Origin of the sequence: Pseudomonas oleovorans subsp. oleovorans, assembly GCF_002197815.1 — a bacterium.
GTDB lineage: Bacteria > Pseudomonadota > Gammaproteobacteria > Pseudomonadales > Pseudomonadaceae > Aquipseudomonas > Aquipseudomonas oleovorans.
Genome location: NZ_NIUB01000001.1, coordinates 194132 through 211992 on the forward strand (window position 1 = coordinate 194132; position 17861 = coordinate 211992).

At 60.9% G+C, this 17861-nt stretch carries 15 protein-coding genes and 1 pseudogene; 4 read left to right on the plus strand and 12 right to left on the minus strand.

All coding sequences use genetic code 11. The features are described from left to right. Positions 1-14 precede the first annotated feature (14 nt). Both PSOLE_RS00875 and PSOLE_RS00880 read right to left on the minus strand, forming a co-directional pair. Positions 15-1286, minus strand: coding sequence for an inorganic phosphate transporter (locus PSOLE_RS00875; RefSeq protein ID WP_074855166.1), 1272 nt, complete (start codon positions 1284-1286; stop codon positions 15-17). 38 nt (positions 1287-1324) lie between these two features. After that, complete coding sequence (locus tag PSOLE_RS00880) at positions 1325-2002, minus strand: TIGR00153 family protein (protein WP_074855165.1); 678 nt, start codon at positions 2000-2002, stop codon at positions 1325-1327. Between the two features lie 112 nt (positions 2003-2114). Between PSOLE_RS00880 and PSOLE_RS00885 the strand changes: the two genes are divergently transcribed. Beyond that, positions 2115-3479, plus strand: coding sequence for a CYTH domain-containing protein (locus PSOLE_RS00885; RefSeq protein ID WP_003458699.1), 1365 nt, complete (start codon positions 2115-2117; stop codon positions 3477-3479). A gap of 290 nt (positions 3480-3769) precedes the next feature. Here PSOLE_RS00885 and PSOLE_RS00890 read toward each other — a convergent pair whose 3' ends face one another. The 9 genes from PSOLE_RS00890 to PSOLE_RS23500 form a co-directional block, all read right to left on the minus strand. Further along, the gene (locus PSOLE_RS00890; RefSeq protein WP_003458697.1) at positions 3770-4657 is read right to left on the minus strand and encodes an ABC transporter permease subunit; all 888 of its coding nucleotides are present in this window, start codon (positions 4655-4657) and stop codon (positions 3770-3772) included. A gap of 168 nt (positions 4658-4825) precedes the next feature. Continuing rightward, positions 4826-5734 carry an ABC transporter permease subunit gene (locus tag PSOLE_RS00895; RefSeq protein ID WP_074855164.1) on the minus strand — a complete coding sequence of 303 codons (909 nt, stop codon included), beginning with the start codon at positions 5732-5734 and terminating at the stop codon, positions 4826-4828. Then, positions 5731-6885, minus strand: a complete 1155-nt coding sequence (potA, locus tag PSOLE_RS00900; protein ID WP_074855163.1) for a polyamine ABC transporter ATP-binding protein — start codon at positions 6883-6885, stop codon at positions 5731-5733. The genes PSOLE_RS00895 and potA overlap by 4 nt, the downstream gene beginning before the upstream one ends. A 53-nt stretch (positions 6886-6938) precedes the next feature. Further along, complete coding sequence (locus PSOLE_RS00905) at positions 6939-8030, minus strand: polyamine ABC transporter substrate-binding protein (protein WP_074855162.1); 1092 nt, start codon at positions 8028-8030, stop codon at positions 6939-6941. A 67-nt stretch (positions 8031-8097) separates the two neighbouring features. Then, complete coding sequence (locus tag PSOLE_RS00910) at positions 8098-9192, minus strand: polyamine ABC transporter substrate-binding protein (RefSeq protein ID WP_074855161.1); 1095 nt, start codon at positions 9190-9192, stop codon at positions 8098-8100. Positions 9193-9259: 67 nt separating this feature from the next. Next, positions 9260-10357: an extracellular solute-binding protein gene (locus PSOLE_RS00915; RefSeq protein ID WP_074855160.1), complete on the minus strand. Its 1098-nt coding sequence runs from the start codon at positions 10355-10357 to the stop codon at positions 9260-9262. A gap of 131 nt (positions 10358-10488) precedes the next feature. After that, positions 10489-11862: an aspartate aminotransferase family protein gene (locus PSOLE_RS00920; protein WP_074855159.1), complete on the minus strand. Its 1374-nt coding sequence runs from the start codon at positions 11860-11862 to the stop codon at positions 10489-10491. Positions 11863-11980: 118 nt separating this feature from the next. Beyond that, a complete protein-coding gene (locus PSOLE_RS00925) occupies positions 11981-13339 on the minus strand; it encodes a glutamine synthetase family protein (RefSeq protein ID WP_074855158.1) in 1359 nt (452 codons plus the stop codon). A gap of 117 nt (positions 13340-13456) precedes the next feature. Beyond that, complete coding sequence (locus tag PSOLE_RS23500; RefSeq protein ID WP_139204899.1) at positions 13457-13861, minus strand: hypothetical protein; 405 nt, start codon at positions 13859-13861, stop codon at positions 13457-13459. 276 nt (positions 13862-14137) lie between these two features. Here PSOLE_RS23500 and PSOLE_RS00930 point away from each other — a divergent pair, with 276 nt between their 5' ends. The 3 genes from PSOLE_RS00930 (at position 14138) to aguB (ending at position 17411) form a co-directional block, all read left to right on the plus strand. Beyond that, a complete protein-coding gene (locus tag PSOLE_RS00930; RefSeq protein ID WP_074855157.1) occupies positions 14138-15517 on the plus strand; it encodes a glutamine synthetase family protein in 1380 nt (459 codons plus the stop codon). A 107-nt stretch (positions 15518-15624) separates the two neighbouring features. Next, entirely contained in the window at positions 15625-16266 is a 642-nt protein-coding gene (locus tag PSOLE_RS00935; RefSeq protein ID WP_074855156.1) for a TetR/AcrR family transcriptional regulator, read from the plus strand. A 263-nt stretch (positions 16267-16529) separates the two neighbouring features. Next, positions 16530-17411, plus strand: coding sequence for an N-carbamoylputrescine amidase (aguB, locus tag PSOLE_RS00940; RefSeq protein WP_074855155.1), 882 nt, complete (start codon positions 16530-16532; stop codon positions 17409-17411). 332 nt (positions 17412-17743) lie between these two features. Here aguB and PSOLE_RS23505 read toward each other — a convergent pair. Then, positions 17744-17861, minus strand: a pseudogene (locus tag PSOLE_RS23505) (IS110 family transposase); the annotation flags it as partial.

The following is a 17861-nucleotide window of genomic DNA, read 5'->3' on the forward strand; positions in this document are numbered from 1 at the left end:
CCGCCAGGGCGGAATCAGACTCCGCCGAACAGTGCGCGCAGGATGAAGAAGAAGATGATCGACAGAATCGCACCGGCCGGTAAGGTAATGATCCAGGACAGGAAGATCTTGCCGATCATGCCCAGGTTCAGTGCACCGATACCGCGCGCCAGGCCAACGCCGAGAATGGCGCCGACCAGGGTATGGGTGGTAGAAATCGGCAGCCCCAGGCCCGAGGCACTGACTACGGTGGTGGCAGCCGCCAGCTCGGCAGCGAAGCCACGGCTGGGCGTCAGCTCGGTGATTTCCTTGCCGATGGTGGCGATCACCTTGTAGCCATAGGTGGCCAGGCCGACCACGATACCCAGCGCACCCAGCAACAGGATCCAGCCCGGCACAATCGACTTCTCACCTGCCGCCAACTCACCGCCGCTCTGAATGACGCCAACGATAGCCGCCAGCGGGCCAACGGCGTTGGCCACATCGTTGGAGCCGTGAGCAAAGGCCATGGCACAGGCGGTAAAGATCATCAGCACCGCGAACACTTTCTCCACACTGGAGAAGTGGAAAGTCTTGTCTGCCTCGACATCGACGTGGATGCGACTGAGCAGGGCGATACCGATCAGCATCACCAACACACCGATACCGATGGACAGCATGAAGCCTTCGGTACTGGAGAGGTTCAAACCAACGTGTTTGAGCCCCTTGGTCATGGTCATCAGCGAGATGACGAACCCGGTAATGAACATGTACAGCGGCACGAAACGCTTGGCATTCAGGAAGGGGTTATCAGTGTCGATGATCAGCTTCTGCACACTGACGAACAGGCAGAAGGAGATGATCCCGGCCAGCATCGGCGTGACCACCCAACTGGCGACGATGGGGCCGACACCGCCCCAGTGCACCGCATCCATGGATACGCCCACAGCGGCAAAGCCGATGACTGCGCCAACGATGGTGTGCGTGGTCGATACCGGCCAGCCGCGCGTCGAGGCGACCAACAGCCAGGTTCCCGCAGCCAGCAGCGCCGACATCATGCCCAGCACCATCAGGTTGGGGCTGATCATGTTGGCATCGACGATGCCATTCTTGATGGTTTCGGTCACCTCACCACCGGCCAGGTAGGCACCGGCAAATTCGAAGACCATGGCGATGATGATCGCCTGCTTGATGGTCAATGCTCGCGAGCCAACGGATGTACCCATGGCGTTGGCTACATCGTTGGCCCCGACACCCCAGGCCATGAAAAAACCGAAAAGGCAGGCAAGCACGAGCAGAATCAGCCCGTAGTCCGCAATTAGAGACATAAGTTAGTTTCCGTAGATCCCAGAAAGGACACTGGCGCTTAGCGCGCCAGCAGTTGTTCCAGACGGTTGCCCACTCGCTGGGCACGATCGGCGACATCGCCGATCCAGTCGATGATCTGATAGAGGAACATCACATCGACCGGAGGAAGATCCTGCTCCAGCTTGAACAGGTTGCGGCGCACCTCGATCTGCAGGCGATCGGTATCGTTTTCGATCGAACCGAGCTCCTCGATCAGGGTTTCCACAAGTACAGCTTCACGGCCGGCGAAACCGGTCTCGAGCAGCTCGTCCAATTCGTTCATTGCCTTCAGCGCCTGAGCGCTGGCATCCACGCTGCGCTGCACATAGGTGCGCATCAGCGGCTGCAACGGCTGTGGAATAGCCATCTGCCGGCCGAGCATCAGGCCAGCGATGTCCTTGGCGCGGTTGGCGACTTTGTCCTGTACACTGAGCAGCTCGAGCAGGTCCGAACGCGGCACCGGCAGGAACAGGCTCTTGGGCAGGTGCAGGCGCACGCTTTTCTTCAGCTTGTCGGCCTCGTGCTCCAGCCGGGACATCTCCTGTTGTACCTGTTCCACCTTGGCCCAGTCCTCGACCATTATGGCTTCGAAGAAAGGCACCAGGTTCGCCGCGCACTCGTGAGCCTTGGCGATATGCTGTTGCATGGGGCCGATGGGTGAACGGCCGAACAGGCTGACAAAGGGATTGATAGGCATAGGGTAAGCCCCTGTTTTGAGAAGGTCGCAAGTATAGGGAGCGACTTCGTCATTCGCCAGCGCGTGTCATCGGTCTGTCACATTTTTAAAAAAGGGCGATCAAGTCTCCACCATGGTCAAAGAAACCGAAATCAAACTGCGTGCCAGTCGCGCCACCCTGGCCGCCCTGCGCGAGCACCCGCTGCTGAAGAAACGCAACAAGAGCGGCTGGCAACGCGGCGAGCTGTTCAATCAGTACTACGACACCCCGAACCGCGACCTGGCCCATGCCAAGGTCGCGCTGCGCCTGCGCCGCGACGGCGAGCAGTTCATTCAGACGCTGAAAAGTCGCGGCCAGAGCATTGCCGGCCTGTCCGAGCGCAACGAGTGGGACTGGTACCTGAGCAAGGCCAAGCTCGACCTGAAAAAGCTCGACGACAGTTGCTGGCCGGCCAGCCTGGCCGAGCTGGACAAGAAAACCCTGCAACCGCTGTTCACCACTGATTTCGTCCGCGAGAAGGCCGAGATCGCCTGGGGTCGCGGCAAGGCCAAGGTGGTCATCGAAGCCGCGCTGGACCTGGGCAAGGTAATCGCCGGCGAAGGTGAAGAAGAGATCTGCGAACTGGAGCTGGAACTGCGCCAGGGCGAACCCGCCGCGCTGCTGGAGCTGGCCTGCGAACTGGCTGCCGAACTGCCGCTGATGCCCTGCGACATCAGCAAGGCCGAACGTGGCTATCGCCTGTTCGATGCCGGCAGTTACAGCCTGAGCCTGCCGCCCCCCGAGCTGAACGCCGAGATGAGCCTGGACGACGCCTTTGCCGCCCTCGCCTGGCATCTGCTCGGCGCCAGCCAGCGCCTGGCCGAGCAATATCGCTGGAACGGCCACTGGAGTCTGTTGCAGCAATGGCTGGAGCAACTGATCGATCTGCGCGCCCTGCTTGCCAGCCTCGGCCAGGCCGCACCGCGCGCCAGCTCACGCGAACTGCGCGAAGCCCTCGACGCCCTGCTCGACGACTGGCGCCCGCGTCTGGCAGCCGGGCAGCACGACGACAACATGCGCCGTAATGCGCCGGCACTGTTCGCCGCTGAGCTGGATGGCTGCCGTTGGGGCCTGCTGTCGCTGAAGCTGTCGCACTGGTTGCTACAACGCAGCTGGACGCAAGCACGCAACAGCCGTGGCGATCGCCAGGGCAACGCGGCACTGGGTAACTGGCTGCCAACCCTGCTGGGCGAAGAAGGCACGGCCCTGCAGCTGCGCCGCTATCAGCAGCAGCCGGAGGACCTGGCCGAGCAGATGCCGCGCCTGGAGCGCCTGCTGGTCTGGCTGCGCCTGGCCCGTGGGGTGCTGGAAGTGCCCGAGGTCGACCGCCTGTATGGCGAGCTGAACAAGCTGTACGAACTGGCTCAGCAGGAGCTGGACGACGAGCAGCGCCAACTGCGTGCGACTCAGACGCAGATCGTGAGCAGCCTCAAGGCCTGGAAGGCGTTGGTGAAATAGCGGCTGGGCAGGCACAACAATCGCGGCTGAAGCCGCTCCTACAGATCGCTGCACAACGCCCCGATCAGTGACACCATGAAAAACGGGCCCCGCAGGGCTAATGCCTGTCAGTTAAGCCGTTGCACTCGATCTTTGTAGGGGCCGGCTTGCCGGCGATCCGCCATAAAAAGCATCGCCAGCAAGCTGGCTCCTACAAAAAGCGCCCCCTCTACTGCAAGTAGGAGGGGGTGGTGACGAACTTATCTGATCAGCATTACTTGCGGGGCCCGTTTTTGCTTTCAGCCAGAAGCTCAGTTGCTGCTGGTGCTGCGACGGCTGTCGACGACCTGCTGCCAGGACGGACTGGTGGTCTCGTCCATGGCCTGCTGCAAGGCCTTCTTGCGTTTTTCCTCAGCGCGATGGGCGAAGAACCAGGCCAGGAAGGTGGCGAACGACACCGCCAGCAGGATCAGGCTGGCCACCGCGTTGATCTCCGGCTTAACCCCCAGGCGCACGGCGGAGAAGATCTCCATCGGCAGGGTGGTCGAACCCGGACCGGAGACGAAGCTGGCCAGCACCAGGTCGTCCAGCGACAGGGCGAAGGACATCATCGCGCCCGCTGCCAGCGACGGTGCGATCATCGGCACGGTGATCAGGAAGAACACCTTCCACGGCCGCGCTCCCAGATCCATGGCCGCCTCTTCGATGGACATGTCCAGCTCACGCAGACGCGATGACACCACCACCGCCACATAGGCCGAGCAGAAGGTGGTGTGGGCGATCCAGATGGTGGTCATGCCGCGCTGCATCGGCCAACCGATCAGTTGTGCCATCAGCACGAACAGCAGCAGCAGCGACAGACCGGTGATCACTTCCGGCATCACCAGCGGCGCGGTAACCAGACCACCGAACAGCGTGCGTCCCTTGAAGTGGGTGATGCGGGTCAGCACGAAGGCCGCCAGGGTGCCCAGCGCCACCGCCGCGATGGCGGTGTAGCAGGCAATTTCCAGCGAGCGCATCACCGAGTTCATCAGCTGGGTGTTGTCGAGCAAACCGACGTACCACTTCACCGACCAGCCGCCCCACACCGTTACCAGCCGCGAGGCGTTGAACGAGTAGATGACCAGGATGACCATGGGCAGGTAGATGAAGATCAGGCCAGCCCAGAGCATGATGCTGGAGAAACTGAAACGCTTCATGGGCGGCCCTCCAGTTCTTTAGCCACGCGTCTGGTTAAAAAGCCGGTTGAACAGGATGACGGGCTCATTGCGATTAGATCAGTCATGGCCGGCCCTCCAGCTCTTTAGCCACGCGTCTGGTTAAAAAGCCGGTTGAACAGGATGACGGGCTCATTGCGATTAGATCAGTCATGGCCGGCCCTCCAGCTCTTTAGCTTGGTTACGGTTGAACAGGATGATGGGCACGATCAGGATCGCCAGCATCACCACCGCCAGGGCGGAAGCCACCGGCCAGTCGCGGTTGTTGAAGAACTCCTGCCACAGCACCTTGCCGATCATCAGGGTCTCCGGGCCGCCGAGCAGTTCGGGGATGACGAATTCACCAACCACCGGAATGAACACCAGCATGGAGCCGGCGATGATGCCGTTCTTCGACAGCGGCACGGTGATCTTCCAGAAGTTGTTGAAGTTGCTCGAACCCAGGTCAGAGGCGGCCTCCAGCAGGCTGAGGTCGTGCTTCACCAGGTTGGCGTAGAGCGGCAGGATCATGAACGGCAGGTACGAATAGACGATGCCAATATAGACCGCGGTGTTGGTGTTGAGGATCTGCAGCGGCGTATCGATCAGACCAATACCCATCAGCAGGCTGTTGAGCAGGCCGTTGTTGCCGAGAATGCCCATCCAGGCATAGACGCGGATCAGGATCGCAGTCCAGGTCGGCATCATGATCAGCAGCAGCAGTACCGTCTGGTGCTCTTTCGGCGCCCGCGCGATGGCATAGGCCATCGGGTAGCCGATCACCAGGCAGAGCAAGGTGCTGAAGAAGGCGATCTGCAGCGAACCCAGGTAGGCCGACAGGTACAGGGCATCTTCGCTGAGGAAGATGTAGTTGCCGAAATTCAACAGCAGCGTCAGCTTGTTGTCCGCCCACTGGTAGATTTCCGTATAGGGCGGAATCGCCACGTCGGCTTCGGCGAAGCTGATCTTCAGCACGATGATGAAGGGCAGCAGGAAGAACATGAACAGCCAGAGGAAGGGTATGCCGATAACGGCATGCCGCCCAGTGGGCAGATAGCGCGCCAGTTTGCTCGGTTTCATGATTGCAGTACCACGCCGCTGTCGTCTTCCCAGTACACCACTACCGGATCGTCCCAAGTCGGGCGCTTGCCGCGGCGCTCGGCATTGGCGATGAAGCACTGCACGATCTGCCCGGAAGTAAGCTTGACGTGGTACACCGAGTGACCGCCGAGGTAGGCGATGTCGTGCACGTGGCCACGGCTCCAGTTGTACTCGGGGTGCTCGTGGTCGGCCGGCAAGGCGGTGGCCATCAGCAGTTTTTCTGGGCGCAGGGCGTAGCTGACCTTCTTGTCCTCGGCGCGGGTGCTGACGCCGTGGCCGATGTAGATCGGCTTGTCCAGATGCGGGCAGTCGATGATCGCGTGGTCGGCCTCGTCGCTGGTGATCTGACCGTCGAACAGGTTGACGTTGCCGATGAACTCACACACCAGGCGGCTGGTCGGCGTCTCGTAGATATCGATCGGGCTACCGGTCTGGGCGATCCAGCCCAGGTGCATGATGGCGATGCGCTGGGCCATGGTCATGGCCTCTTCCTGGTCGTGGGTCACCATCACGCAGGTCACGCCGACACGCTCGATGATCTCCACCAGTTCCAGCTGCATCTGCGAACGCAGCTTCTTGTCCAGCGCGCCCATCGGTTCGTCGAGCAGCAGCAGCTTGGGGCGTTTGGCCAGGGAGCGGGCCAGGGCCACGCGCTGACGCTGACCACCGGAGAGCTGGTGTGGCTTGCGCTTGGCGTACTGGGTCATGTGTACCAGCTTGAGCATCTCGGCCACGCGCTCGTCGATCTCGGCCTTGGGCAGCTTGTCCTGCTGCAGACCGAAGGCGATGTTCTGCGCCACGGTCATGTGCGGGAACAGCGCGTAGGACTGGAACATCATGTTGATCGGCCGCTGATAGGGCGGCATGTCGGTGATATCGACACCATCGAGAATGATGCGCCCGGAGGTGGGCCGCTCGAAGCCGGCAAGCATGCGCAGCAGCGTGGATTTACCGGAGCCGGAGCCACCGAGCAGAGCAAAGATTTCGCCCTTGTTGATGGTCAACGAGACGTCGTCGACGGCCACGGTCTCGTCGAACTTCTTGGTCACCCGATCGATCTTGACCAGCACCTCTTTCGGTGTCTGATCCCCCTCGAGGGCTTTTTTGTAGGCGCTGGAGGCAACAGCCATTTAGGAAAACTCCCGGAAGATTGTGCCCGACCCCTGCGGCCGGGCAGGAACGATTACTGACCCGACTTGACCTTGGTCCAGGTGCGAGTCATCAGGCGCTGCACGCGAACCGGCAGCTCGGCGGAGATGTACAGTTTGTCCAGCACCGCTTGTGACGGGTAAACGGAGGGGTCGTTGCGCACCTCCTCATCCATGAATTCATCCGCCTTGGTATTGGGGTTGGCATAGCCGACGTAGTCGCTGACTTCGGCGATCACCTCGGGCTCGAGGAGGAAGTTGATGAAGGCATGCGCCTGCTCGGCATTGGCCGAGTCGGCAGGGATGGCCATCATGTCGAACCAGAGGTTCGCGCCTTCCTTGGGAATGCTGTAGGCGATTTCGATGCCTTTGCCGGCCTCGTCGGCACGGTCGGCAGCCTGCAGCACGTCGCCGGAGAAACCGGCAGCCACGCAGATGTTGCCGTTGGCCAGATCACCGATGTACTTGGAGCTGTGGAAGTAGGTGACGTAGGGACGCACTTCCAGCAGCTTGGCCTCGGCCTTGGCGTAATCGTCTGGGTTGGTGCTGTTGGGGTCCAGGCCAAGGTAATTGAGCATGGCCGGAATCATTTCATCACCGGAGTCGAGGAAGGCGACGCCGCACTGGCTGAGTTTCTTGATGTTCTCGGCTTCGAACAGCACGGCCCAGGAATCGATCTCCTCGACACCGAGCGCGGCCTTGACCTCCTCAACGTTGTAGCCGATGCCGTTGGTGCCCCACAGGTAGGGCACCGCATACTGGTTACCGGGGTCGTTGGTTTCCAGCTGCTTGAGCAGCGCCGGATCGAGGTTGTCCCAGTTGCTCAGCTTGCTGCGGTCGAGCGGCTGGAAGGCGCCGGCGCGAATCTGCTTGCCGAGGAAATGGTTGGACGGCACCACCAGATCGTAGCCACTGCGGCCAGCGAGCAGTTTACCTTCGAGGGTTTCATTGGAGTCGAAGACGTCATAGATCGGCTTGATGCCGGTTTTCGCCTCGAACTTGGCCAGCGTCTCTTCGCCGATGTAATCGCTCCAGTTGTAGATATGCACCTTGGGTTGGGCCAGGGCCACACCACAGACAGCGGAGGCCGCCAGGGCGATCAGAGACTTGGGCAGGGTAACTCGCACAGTATCATCCTCGTTATTGTGTGCCGCCCGAAAAGGCGCGGCACTTTATAGGAAAATCTTCCGCCGATCAGCGTCCGCTCTTGATTCTTGTCCAGTCGCGGGTCAGCCAGCGTTGCACCTCGGGCGTACGCTCCTCAGCAACGTAGAGTTTGGCCATGACCTCCTCGCTGGGATAAACGCCCGGGTTCTCGCGCACGCTCTCGTCGACCAGCTCGGTGGCCTTGAGGTTGGGGTTGGCGTAGGCCACGTAATTGCTGATCTTGGCGATCACATCGGGGCGCAGCAGGTAGTTGATGAATTCGTGGGCTTCGGCGACGTTCTTCGAGTCCTTGGGAATCGCCAGCAGGTCGGCCCACATGGCGGTGCCTTCCTTGGGAATGATGTAGATGATCTCGTCGCTGCGGCCGGCCTCTTCGGCGCGGTCGGCGGCCTGCAGCACATCGCCGGAATAACCGAAGGCAGCACAGATCTCGCCGTTGGCCAGGTCAGAGATGAATTTGGAGCTATGGAAATAGGTGATGTAAGGGCGCACCTTCATCAGCTGCTCATAGGCCTTCTCGTAGTCTTCGCGCTTGGTGGTATGCGGCGACAGGCCCAGGTAGTTGACCGTTTGCGGCAGCACTTCGTCGCCCGAGTCGAGCAATGCGATACCGCAGGAAGCGAGTTTCTCGGCGTATTGCGGGTCGAACAGCAGCGCCCAGGAATCCAACGGGACGTCATCACCGAGCACGGCACGGGCCTTGGTGGCATTCAGGCCGATACCGTTGGTGCCCCATAGGTAGGGCACCGAATATTCGTTGCCGGGGTCGCCCGCGGCCAGGTTTTCCATGATGGTCGGGTCGAGATTGACCAGATTGGGCAGCTTGGATTTATCCAGCTTCAGGTAGGTGCCGGCGCGCACCTGCTTGGCCAGATAGTGGTTGGTAGGCACCACCACGTCATAGCCGCTCTGGCCGGTGGCCAGCTTGCCATCGAGGGTTTCGTTGGAATCGAAAACGTCATACACCACCTTGATGCCGGTTTCCTTCTCGAACTCGGCGATGGTGTCCGGCGCAATATAGTCGGACCAGTTGTAGACCTTGACCACACGGTCGGCGGCCTGGGCAACAGACACACCAATGGCAACGGCGATCAGGCCGGCCAGCAGGGTAGAACGACGCATAACGTTTCCTCTTCTCGCGATTTGGGTGCCTGGCGGGCGAACCCGCCAGGCGGCGTTGCTTCGTTGCTTAGCGACCGGACTTGATCTTGGTCCAGCTGCGGGTCATGTTGCGCTGCACCGCCGGCGCCAGGTCCGGGAAGGTGTAGATCTTCTGCAGCACTTCCGGAGTCGGATAAACGCCCGGATCGGTGCGCAGCGCCTCATCGACCAGCGGCGTGGCTGCGGCGTTGCCGTTGGGGAACTGCACGTAGTTGGTGATGTTGGCCATCACCGCCGGCTCCATCAGATAATTGAGGAACACGTGTGCAGCTTCGACGTTCTTGGCGTCGGCCGGCACCGCCAGCATGTCGAAGAAGGAGCCCGCGCCTTCCTTCGGAATGTTGTAGCCGACTTCCACGCCGTTCTTCGCTTCTTCGGCGCGTGCCTTGCTCTGGTAGATATCGCCCGAGTAGCCGATGGCGACGCAGATGTTGCCGTTGGCCAGGTCGGAGATGTACTTGGAGCTGTGGAAGTAAGCCACCGAAGGACGGATGGAGAGGAACAGTTCCTCGGCCTTCTTCAGCTCGTCAGCCTTGCTGCTGTCCGGGGCGTAGCCCAGGTAGTGCAGAGCGGCCGGGAGAATTTCGGTTGGGGAATCGAGGAAGGAAACGCCGCAGGCCTTCAGCTTTTCCATGTTCTCGGGCTTGAACACCAGATCCCAGGAGTCGACCGGCGCGTCTTCGCCGAGCACGGCCTTGACCTTCTCGACGTTGTAGCCGATGCCAATGGTGCCCCACATGTAGGGGATCGAGTACTGGTTGCCCGGATCGCTCGGTTCCAGGGCCTTGAGCAGGTCCTTGTCCAGGTTCGACCAGTTCGGCAGCTTGGACTTGTCCAGTTTCTGGAACACGCCAGCCTTGATCTGCTTGGCCAGGAAGGGGTTGGACGGCACGACTACGTCGTAACCGGAGCTGCCGGCCAGCAGCTTGGCTTCCAGTACTTCGTTGCTGTCGAAGACGTCGTAGACAACCTTGATGCCGGTTTCCTTCTCGAAGTTGGCCAGGGTGTCTTCGGCGATGTAATCGCTCCAGTTGTAGACATGCAGCACCTTGCTGTCAGCCTGAGCAGCGCCTGCCACGGCCGCGGTCAGGGACAACGCGAGAAGGGTCTTGCCGAATGTTTTCATGCGTACAGCTCCTGTTGTTGTGTCGATATTCCAGAGGTCGCGCAAACCGTTCCAATCAGGACGGCTCACGCATTCTGGCGCAGTCTGGCAAGGTCATGGCACCGCTGACAACTTTCCGTGACTGCGGGCTTTCAGACCGACAGGTCACGCAGGGTCAGATCCAGGCACTTGCGTGCTTTCTCTACCAGCTCATCCACCTCCGCCTGGCTGATCACCAGTGGTGGCGCAATGATCATGGTGTCGCCCACGGCGCGCATGATCAGACCGTTATTAAAGCAGTGGCCGCGGCAGATCATGCCTACCGCCTTGTCACCCGGATAACGTGTGCGCGTCGCCTTGTCCTGCACCAACTCGATGGCACCAAGCATGCCGACGCCGCGCACTTCGCCCACCAGCGGGTGATCCGCCAGCTCACGTAGACGACGCTGCAAATATGGTGCCGATTCTGCCTTGACTCGCTCAACGATGCCCTCCTCCCTGAGAATGCGCAGATTCTCCAGGCCCACCGCAGCGGCCACCGGGTGGCCGGAATAGGTGAAGCCGTGGTTGAAGTCGCCATGCGCCTCGATCACTTCGAACACCTTGTCGCTGACAATCAGCCCGCCCATCGGCACGTAACCCGAGGTCAGGCCCTTGGCGATGGTCATCAGATCAGGCTTGAGGTCGTAGTACTGGCTGCCGAACCACTCGCCGGTGCGGCCGAAACCGCAGATCACCTCGTCGGCAACGAACAGGATGTCGTATTTGCCGAGGATTTCCTTGATCCGCGGCCAGTAGGTTTCCGGCGGGATGATCACGCCACCGGCGCCCTGGATCGGCTCGGCGATAAACGCTGCAACATTTTCTTCGCCCAGTTCGAGAATCTTCTTCTCCAACTGGTCGGCAGCCCAGATGCCGAACTCTTCCGGCGACTGCTCGCCACCCTCGCCGAACCAGTACGGCTGCGGAATATGGGCGATGCCCGGAATCGGCAGGTCGCCCTGCTCGTGCATGAACTTCATGCCGCCGAGGCTAGCCCCGGCCACGGTGGAGCCGTGGTAGCCGTTGTCGCGGCCGATGATGATTTTCTTGTTCGGCTGGCCTTTGCATGCCCAGTAGTGGCGCACCAGACGCAGCATGGTGTCGTTGCCCTCCGAGCCCGAACCAGTGAAGAACACGTGATTCATGCCGGCCGGCGCCAGCTGGGAGATGGCATGGGCCAACTCAAGCACCGGCGGGTGCGCGGTCTGGAAGAAGGTGTTGTAGAACGGCAGTTGACGCATCTGCGTAGCGGCGGCTGCGACCAGCTCCTCGCGACCATAGCCGATGGCCACGCACCACAAGCCGGCCATGCCATCGAGGATTTTGTTGCCCTCGCTGTCCCACAGGTGCACACCCTTGGCCTCGGTGATGATGCGCGGGCCCTTCTCGGCCAGCTGCTTGTAATCACTGAACGGCGCCAGGTGGTGGGCCTGGCTCAGCGCCTGCCACTGCGCAGTCTTGGGGTTGTTCGCTTGCTGGTTCATTACCACACCTTCTTCTGTGAACGCTGCCGGCCACGGACTTGTAGAGCGGGCCGGGCGGCGATCCGCTTCAGCCCACCGAGTCGGCATGCAATGGTGGGCTGAAGCCCACCCTACCCTGCTAAACCGACAGCAGCAGGAACTCGCGTTCCCAGGAGCTGATCACGCGCTTGAAGTTCTCGTGCTCGGCACGCTTGACCGCGACATAGCCACGGATGAACTTCTCGCCGAGGAATTTCTCGGCGTCCTTGCACGCTTCCATCCGCTCCAGAGCGCTCTCGATGGTCACCGGCAGGCGCAGGTTGCGACGCTCGTAACCACGGCCCTTGACCGGTGCACCGGGCCTCACCCCGCCGACCATACCCATGTAGCCGCACAGCAGAGTAGCTGCCAGCACCAGGTACGGGTTGGCGTCAGCGCCGGCCAGGCGGTTTTCCACGCGACGGTTCTGCGGAGTCGCCTCAGGCACGCGCAGGCCTACGGTGCGGTTCTCCTCGCCCCACTCCACGTTCACCGGCGCCGAGGTATCGGGCAGGAAGCGGCGGAACGAGTTGACGTTCGGCGCGAACAGCGGCAGCAGCTCGGGGATGTACTTCTGCAGCCCCCCGATGTGATGCATGAACAGCTCGCTCATGGTGCCGTCTTCGTTGGAGAAGATGTTCTTGCCGGTTTTGATGTCGACCACGCTCTGGTGAATGTGCATGGCGCTGCCAGGCTCGTCGGTGATCGGCTTGGCCATGAAAGTGGCCGCCACGTCATGCTTGAGCGCGGCCTCACGCATGGTGCGCTTGAACACCAGAATCTGGTCGGCGAGGTGCAGTGCATCGCCATGACGGAAGTTGATTTCCATCTGCGCCGGACCTTCTTCGTGGATCAGGGTGTCCAGATCCAGGCCTTGCAGTTCGCACCAGTCGTACATGTCTTCGAACAGCGGGTCGAACTCGTTGGCCGCGTCAATAGAGAAGCTCTGACGACCGGTTTCCGGGCGGCCGGAGCGGCCAACAGGTGCTACCAGCGGGAAGTCCGGATCGCTGTTGCGCTTGGTCAGGTAGAACTCCATCTCCGGCGCGACGATGGGCTTCCAGCCCTTGTCGGCGTACATCTGCAACACCTTCTTGAGGATGTTGCGCGGCGACAGCTCGATGGGGTTGCCCTGCTTGTCGAACGTATCGTGGATCACCATGGCGGTGGGCTCGATGGCCCAGGGCACGACGAAGACAGCGTTGGGATCCGGACGGCAGAACATGTCGATGTCCGCCTCGTCCAGTAGGTCGTAATAGATATCGTCCTCGACGTAGTCGCCGGTCACGGTCTGCAGCAGCACGCTCTCGGGGAGGCGCATGCCCTTCTCATCGAGGAACTTGTTGGTCGGCGAGATCTTGCCGCGGGCAATGCCGGTCAGGTCGCTGATCAGGCATTCGACTTCGGTGATTTTGCGTTCTTTCAGCCAGCTCGTGAGCTGGTCTAGCTTGGTACTCATAGAGACCTCAGGGTTGTAGAACCTACTTTTGTTATAGCGGGTTCAGCGTTGCCCCGCCCTCTCCCTGCAAGCCTCACCAAAGGCCTGGAAGAAGGCGAGATATTCGTGTGGATGCTACTAGGGGTGCGACACCTCCGGTACCCGACTTTGCACACCACAGAAAGAAAATCGCTCACCCTTGTATTCGAACATCGGGCCGTCTATCTCGCGACATAGCACGCGCCCGGCGAAACAGGCGAGTGCCTTGTGCATTGCAGGACGCGGGCCAAGGCGCGCAGCAGACAGCGTCACACGGCCGCGTACGCTATCGTGCTGGGTATGCAATGAACGAAAAACCGGATCAGGCAGGTCATGCGACGCGCCGGATGCAAAGAAAGGATGTTGCCGCATTGCAGCGGTCATGCTCATGACCACTCGGGCCCGCATGATATGCAGATTCGCCTCGCTGTTGCGGGAAGAAGAGGTAGCGTGACCGATGATCTTGGCACAAGCGCTGACGCCGATGGCCGGCAGGGAAAACATGAGACACCCGTATTATTGCTGTTATGGGTTTGAACCGAGCTTAGCCTTGTTCATTTTTTTACACAATAGTCCTGTAAAAAATTGAACACACCCCCACTGAGCAACCTGAAAGATCAACGCTTGGAGCCCGCTGAAAGGCCTTGAAATGCCCCAGAAATGGCCACCATGCCCCACTACAGGGCATCACTGGGCCCGCTTGACAGTAAAGTGCGTTTCGGATTGACTCACACCCATGCAGTCGCATGATTGATATATTTAACAAAAAGGTGTTGCATCATGTCGGTACCCCCGCGTGCCGTTCAGCTTAACGAAGCGAACGCGTTCCTCAAGGAACATCCCGAGGTCCAGTTCGTCGACCTTCTTATTGCAGATATGAATGGCGTGGTGCGCGGCAAGCGCATCGATCGAAACGCCCTGCACAAGGTGTACGAGAAAGGCATCAACCTGCCGGCCTCGCTCTTCGCCCTCGACATCAATGGCTCCACCGTCGAGAGCACCGGCCTTGGCCTGGATATCGGTGACGCCGACCGTATCTGCTTCCCTATCCCCAATACCCTGTGCAACGAGCCCTGGCAGAAGCGCCCCACCGCGCAGCTGCTGATGACCATGCACGAACTGGATGGCACCCCCTTCTTCGCCGACCCTCGCGAAGTGCTGCGCCAGGTGGTACAGAAGTTCGACGACATGGGTCTGAAGATCTGCGCCGCCTTCGAACTGGAGTTCTACCTGATCGACCAGGAGAACGTGAACGGCCGGCCGCAGCCGCCGCGCTCGCCGATCTCCGGCAAGCGCCCGCATTCGACCCAGGTGTACCTGATCGACGACCTCGACGAATACGTCGACTGCCTGCAGGACATGCTCGAAGCGGCCAAGGAGCAGGGCATCCCGGCCGACGCCATCGTCAAGGAAAGCGCCCCGGCGCAGTTCGAGGTCAACCTGCATCACGTCGAAGACGCCATCAAGGCCTGCGACTACGCCCTGCTGCTCAAGCGCCTGATCAAAAACATCGCCTACGACCATGAAATGGATTCCACCTTCATGGCCAAGCCCTACCCGGGCCAGGCGGGCAATGGCCTGCACGTGCACATCTCGCTGCTGGACAAGAAGACCGGCAAGAACATCTTCGCCGCCGACAACCCGCTGGAGAACCAGCCGCTGCGCCACGCCATCGGCGGCATCCTCGACACCATGGCCGCGAGCATGGCCTTCCTCTGCCCCAACGTGAACTCCTACCGCCGCTTCGGCGCGCAGTTCTACGTGCCCAACGCGCCGAGCTGGGCGCTGGACAACCGCACCGTGGCCGTGCGCGTGCCCACCGGTAGCGCCGACGCCGTGCGCATCGAACACCGGGTGGCCGGCGCCGATGCCAACCCCTACCTGATGCTGGCGTCGATCCTCGCCGGTATCCACCACGGTCTGACCAACCAGATCGAACCGGGCGAGCCGATCGAAGGCAACGCCTACGAGCAGCTCGAACCCAGCCTGCCGAACAACCTGCGCGATGCCCTGCGCGAGCTGGACGATAGCGAAGTGCTGAACAAGTACATCGATCCGAAATACATCGACATCTTCGTCGCGTGCAAGGAAGCCGAGCTGCAGGAATTCGAGACCACCATCTCCGACCTCGAATACAACTGGTACCTGCATACCGTGTAAGCGCAGAAGCCGCCCACACCCGCTCAAGAGTGCCGGGCGGCTCAGCCTGCTTGCCCAAGTGACCGCGCCTGACGTCCAATAGCGCCTCACAACCGAGGAGCTTGTTCATGTCGCGCACTGCCAGCCCGCGCAAACCCCGCGCCAGCAGCCAGGCGAGGATCGCCCAGATCCTCACGGCAGCGCGCGAGCTGCTGGCCGAGCAAGGCATGGCCACTCTGTCGATCTACACGGTGGCTGAACGCGCCGGCATCCCGCCCTCGTCGATCTACCATTTCTTCGCCAGCGTACCGGCCCTGCTCGAAGGGCTGACCGCCGACGTGCATGCAGCCTTTCGCGCCAGCCTGCAGCAGCCGATCGATCACACTGCCCTGCGTAGCTGGCACGACCTCTCGCGCCTGATCGAGCAGCGCATGCTGGCCATCTATGCCGAGGATGCTGCAGCGCGCCAACTGATCCTGGCACAGCACGGCCTGGCCGAAGTGACCCAGGCCGATCAGCAGCACGACCTGGAATTGGGCCGATTGATGCACGCACTGTTCGACCGTCACTTCCCCCTGCCGCAATTGCCGACGGATATCGACGTTTTCAACCTGGCGATGTCGCTGGGTGATCGTGTTTATGCGCGTTCCGTGCAGTTGCACGGCCACATCACCCCGCGCCTGGCCGAGGAAGGCATGCGCGTATTCGATGCCTACCTGGGCCTGTACCTGCCGGCCGCGCTGCCGAAAAGGCCTGCACCGCTGACGTAATCCACCGTAGGGTGCGCCGTGCGCACCGATGGCATCTGACGCCGCGACCATCGTGTTGCACAACCAAGCCCCCGCGACACCCTACGGCCCGAACCAATATAAATCCGATAAAAATCGCATTTATTTCGCTCGGGCGACCAAATGCATCTTCTAATACCGATATTTATCGGATATAAATCGAGCATCCCGCCCTGGTCGATGTTCAGCCACGGCACTCTGAATGGGCCGCCAGAGCGGCCTGCGAACGAGCCAAGAGGTGCTTCATGTCCCGTATCGTTACCGTCGCTGCGACCCAAATGGCCTGCTCCTGGGATACTCCTGCGAACATCGCCAACGCCGAGAAGCTGGTGCGCCAGGCCGCCGCCCAGGGCGCGCAGATCATCCTGATTCAGGAGCTGTTCGAGACGCCCTACTTCTGCCAGAAGCCCAACACCGACTACACCCAGCTGGCGACCACGATGGACGAGAACCCGGCCATCGCGCACTTCAGCAAGGTTGCGGCGGAACTGAAGGTGGTGCTGCCGATCAGCTTCTTCGAGCGCGCCGGGCGCGCCCGTTTCAACAGCATCGCCATCCTCGATGCCGACGGCACGAACCTCGGGATTTATCGGAAAAGCCATATCCCCGACGGCCCCGGCTATCACGAGAAGTACTACTTCAACCCGGGCGATACCGGCTTCAAGGTCTGGGATACCGCCTATGCGCGCATCGGCGTGGGTATCTGCTGGGATCAGTGGTTCCCGGAGTGCGCCCGCAGCATGGCGCTGATGGGCGCGGAAATCCTCTTCTACCCCACCGCCATCGGCAGCGAACCGCACGACGCCAGCATCAATTCACGCGAGCACTGGCAGCGCGTACAGCAGGGCCATGCCGGCGCCAACCTGATGCCACTGGTGGCCAGCAACCGCATCGGCCGCGAGGAACAGGACGGCTACGCCATCACCTTCTACGGCAGTTCGTTCATCGCCGACCAGTTCGGCGCGAAGGTCGAGGAGCTGAATCAGACCGAGGAAGGCGTGCTGGTGCACAGCTTCGATCTGACCGAGCTGGAGAAAGTGCGTACCGCCTGGGGTGTGTTCCGCGACCGCCGGCCGAACCTATACTGGCCGCTTTCCACGCTCGATGGCGAAACCCCATCCGAATGAACGCAGCTCGGATGTAATCCGGGGCTTTTTCTCACGACTCCCCGGATTGCATCCGTATATGGACTCCTCCCGTTTTGCCAGTGAAATAATCTGCCTCTGAACCTAGGTACGACTGCTTCCGTATATTCGACTTCTGATAAGGCGTTAGCCTTGAGCCATGATGAATTTCGCTCCTGTGCGCCTAACCGGGCTAGCGGCCTTGCAAAGCAGAGGGCCGATGGATGCAGCAGGTTACACACAGGTCGGTGCGACCGGTTCGTCATCAGTTCATGTCACTGTGCAATCGAGTGGATCTCTACTACGTTGCGTCTCCAGGTGTTGCGCTTTGCTGTTCAGCAAGGCTGATACTGTTCACCCTTGCTGAGGATCGCCCAGATAATCCGGGCATTCTTGTTCGCCAAGGCTACCGTGGCGATGTTCTTGTTGCGTCGGCACATTAGCTGGCTCAGC

Excerpts from the sequence above, each read along its gene's own strand:
- PSOLE_RS00875 (WP_074855166.1), bottom strand. The coding sequence starts at position 1,286 with ATGTCTCTAATTGCGGACTACGGGCTGATTCTGCTCGTGCTTGCCTGC.
- PSOLE_RS00880 (WP_074855165.1), bottom strand. The coding sequence starts at position 2,002 with ATGCCTATCAATCCCTTTGTCAGCCTGTTCGGCCGTTCACCCATCGGC.
- PSOLE_RS00885 (WP_003458699.1), top strand. The coding sequence starts at position 2,115 with ATGGTCAAAGAAACCGAAATCAAACTGCGTGCCAGTCGCGCCACCCTG.
- PSOLE_RS00890 (WP_003458697.1), bottom strand. The coding sequence starts at position 4,657 with ATGAAGCGTTTCAGTTTCTCCAGCATCATGCTCTGGGCTGGCCTGATC.
- PSOLE_RS00895 (WP_074855164.1), bottom strand. The coding sequence starts at position 5,734 with ATGAAACCGAGCAAACTGGCGCGCTATCTGCCCACTGGGCGGCATGCC.
- potA (WP_074855163.1), bottom strand. The coding sequence starts at position 6,885 with ATGGCTGTTGCCTCCAGCGCCTACAAAAAAGCCCTCGAGGGGGATCAG.
- PSOLE_RS00910 (WP_074855161.1), bottom strand. The coding sequence starts at position 9,192 with ATGCGTCGTTCTACCCTGCTGGCCGGCCTGATCGCCGTTGCCATTGGT.
- PSOLE_RS00915 (WP_074855160.1), bottom strand. The coding sequence starts at position 10,357 with ATGAAAACATTCGGCAAGACCCTTCTCGCGTTGTCCCTGACCGCGGCC.
- PSOLE_RS00920 (WP_074855159.1), bottom strand. The coding sequence starts at position 11,862 with ATGAACCAGCAAGCGAACAACCCCAAGACTGCGCAGTGGCAGGCGCTG.
- PSOLE_RS00925 (WP_074855158.1), bottom strand. The coding sequence starts at position 13,339 with ATGAGTACCAAGCTAGACCAGCTCACGAGCTGGCTGAAAGAACGCAAA.
- PSOLE_RS23500 (WP_139204899.1), bottom strand. The coding sequence starts at position 13,861 with ATGTTTTCCCTGCCGGCCATCGGCGTCAGCGCTTGTGCCAAGATCATC.
- PSOLE_RS00930 (WP_074855157.1), top strand. The coding sequence starts at position 14,138 with ATGTCGGTACCCCCGCGTGCCGTTCAGCTTAACGAAGCGAACGCGTTC.
- PSOLE_RS00935 (WP_074855156.1), top strand. The coding sequence starts at position 15,625 with ATGTCGCGCACTGCCAGCCCGCGCAAACCCCGCGCCAGCAGCCAGGCG.
- aguB (WP_074855155.1), top strand. The coding sequence starts at position 16,530 with ATGTCCCGTATCGTTACCGTCGCTGCGACCCAAATGGCCTGCTCCTGG.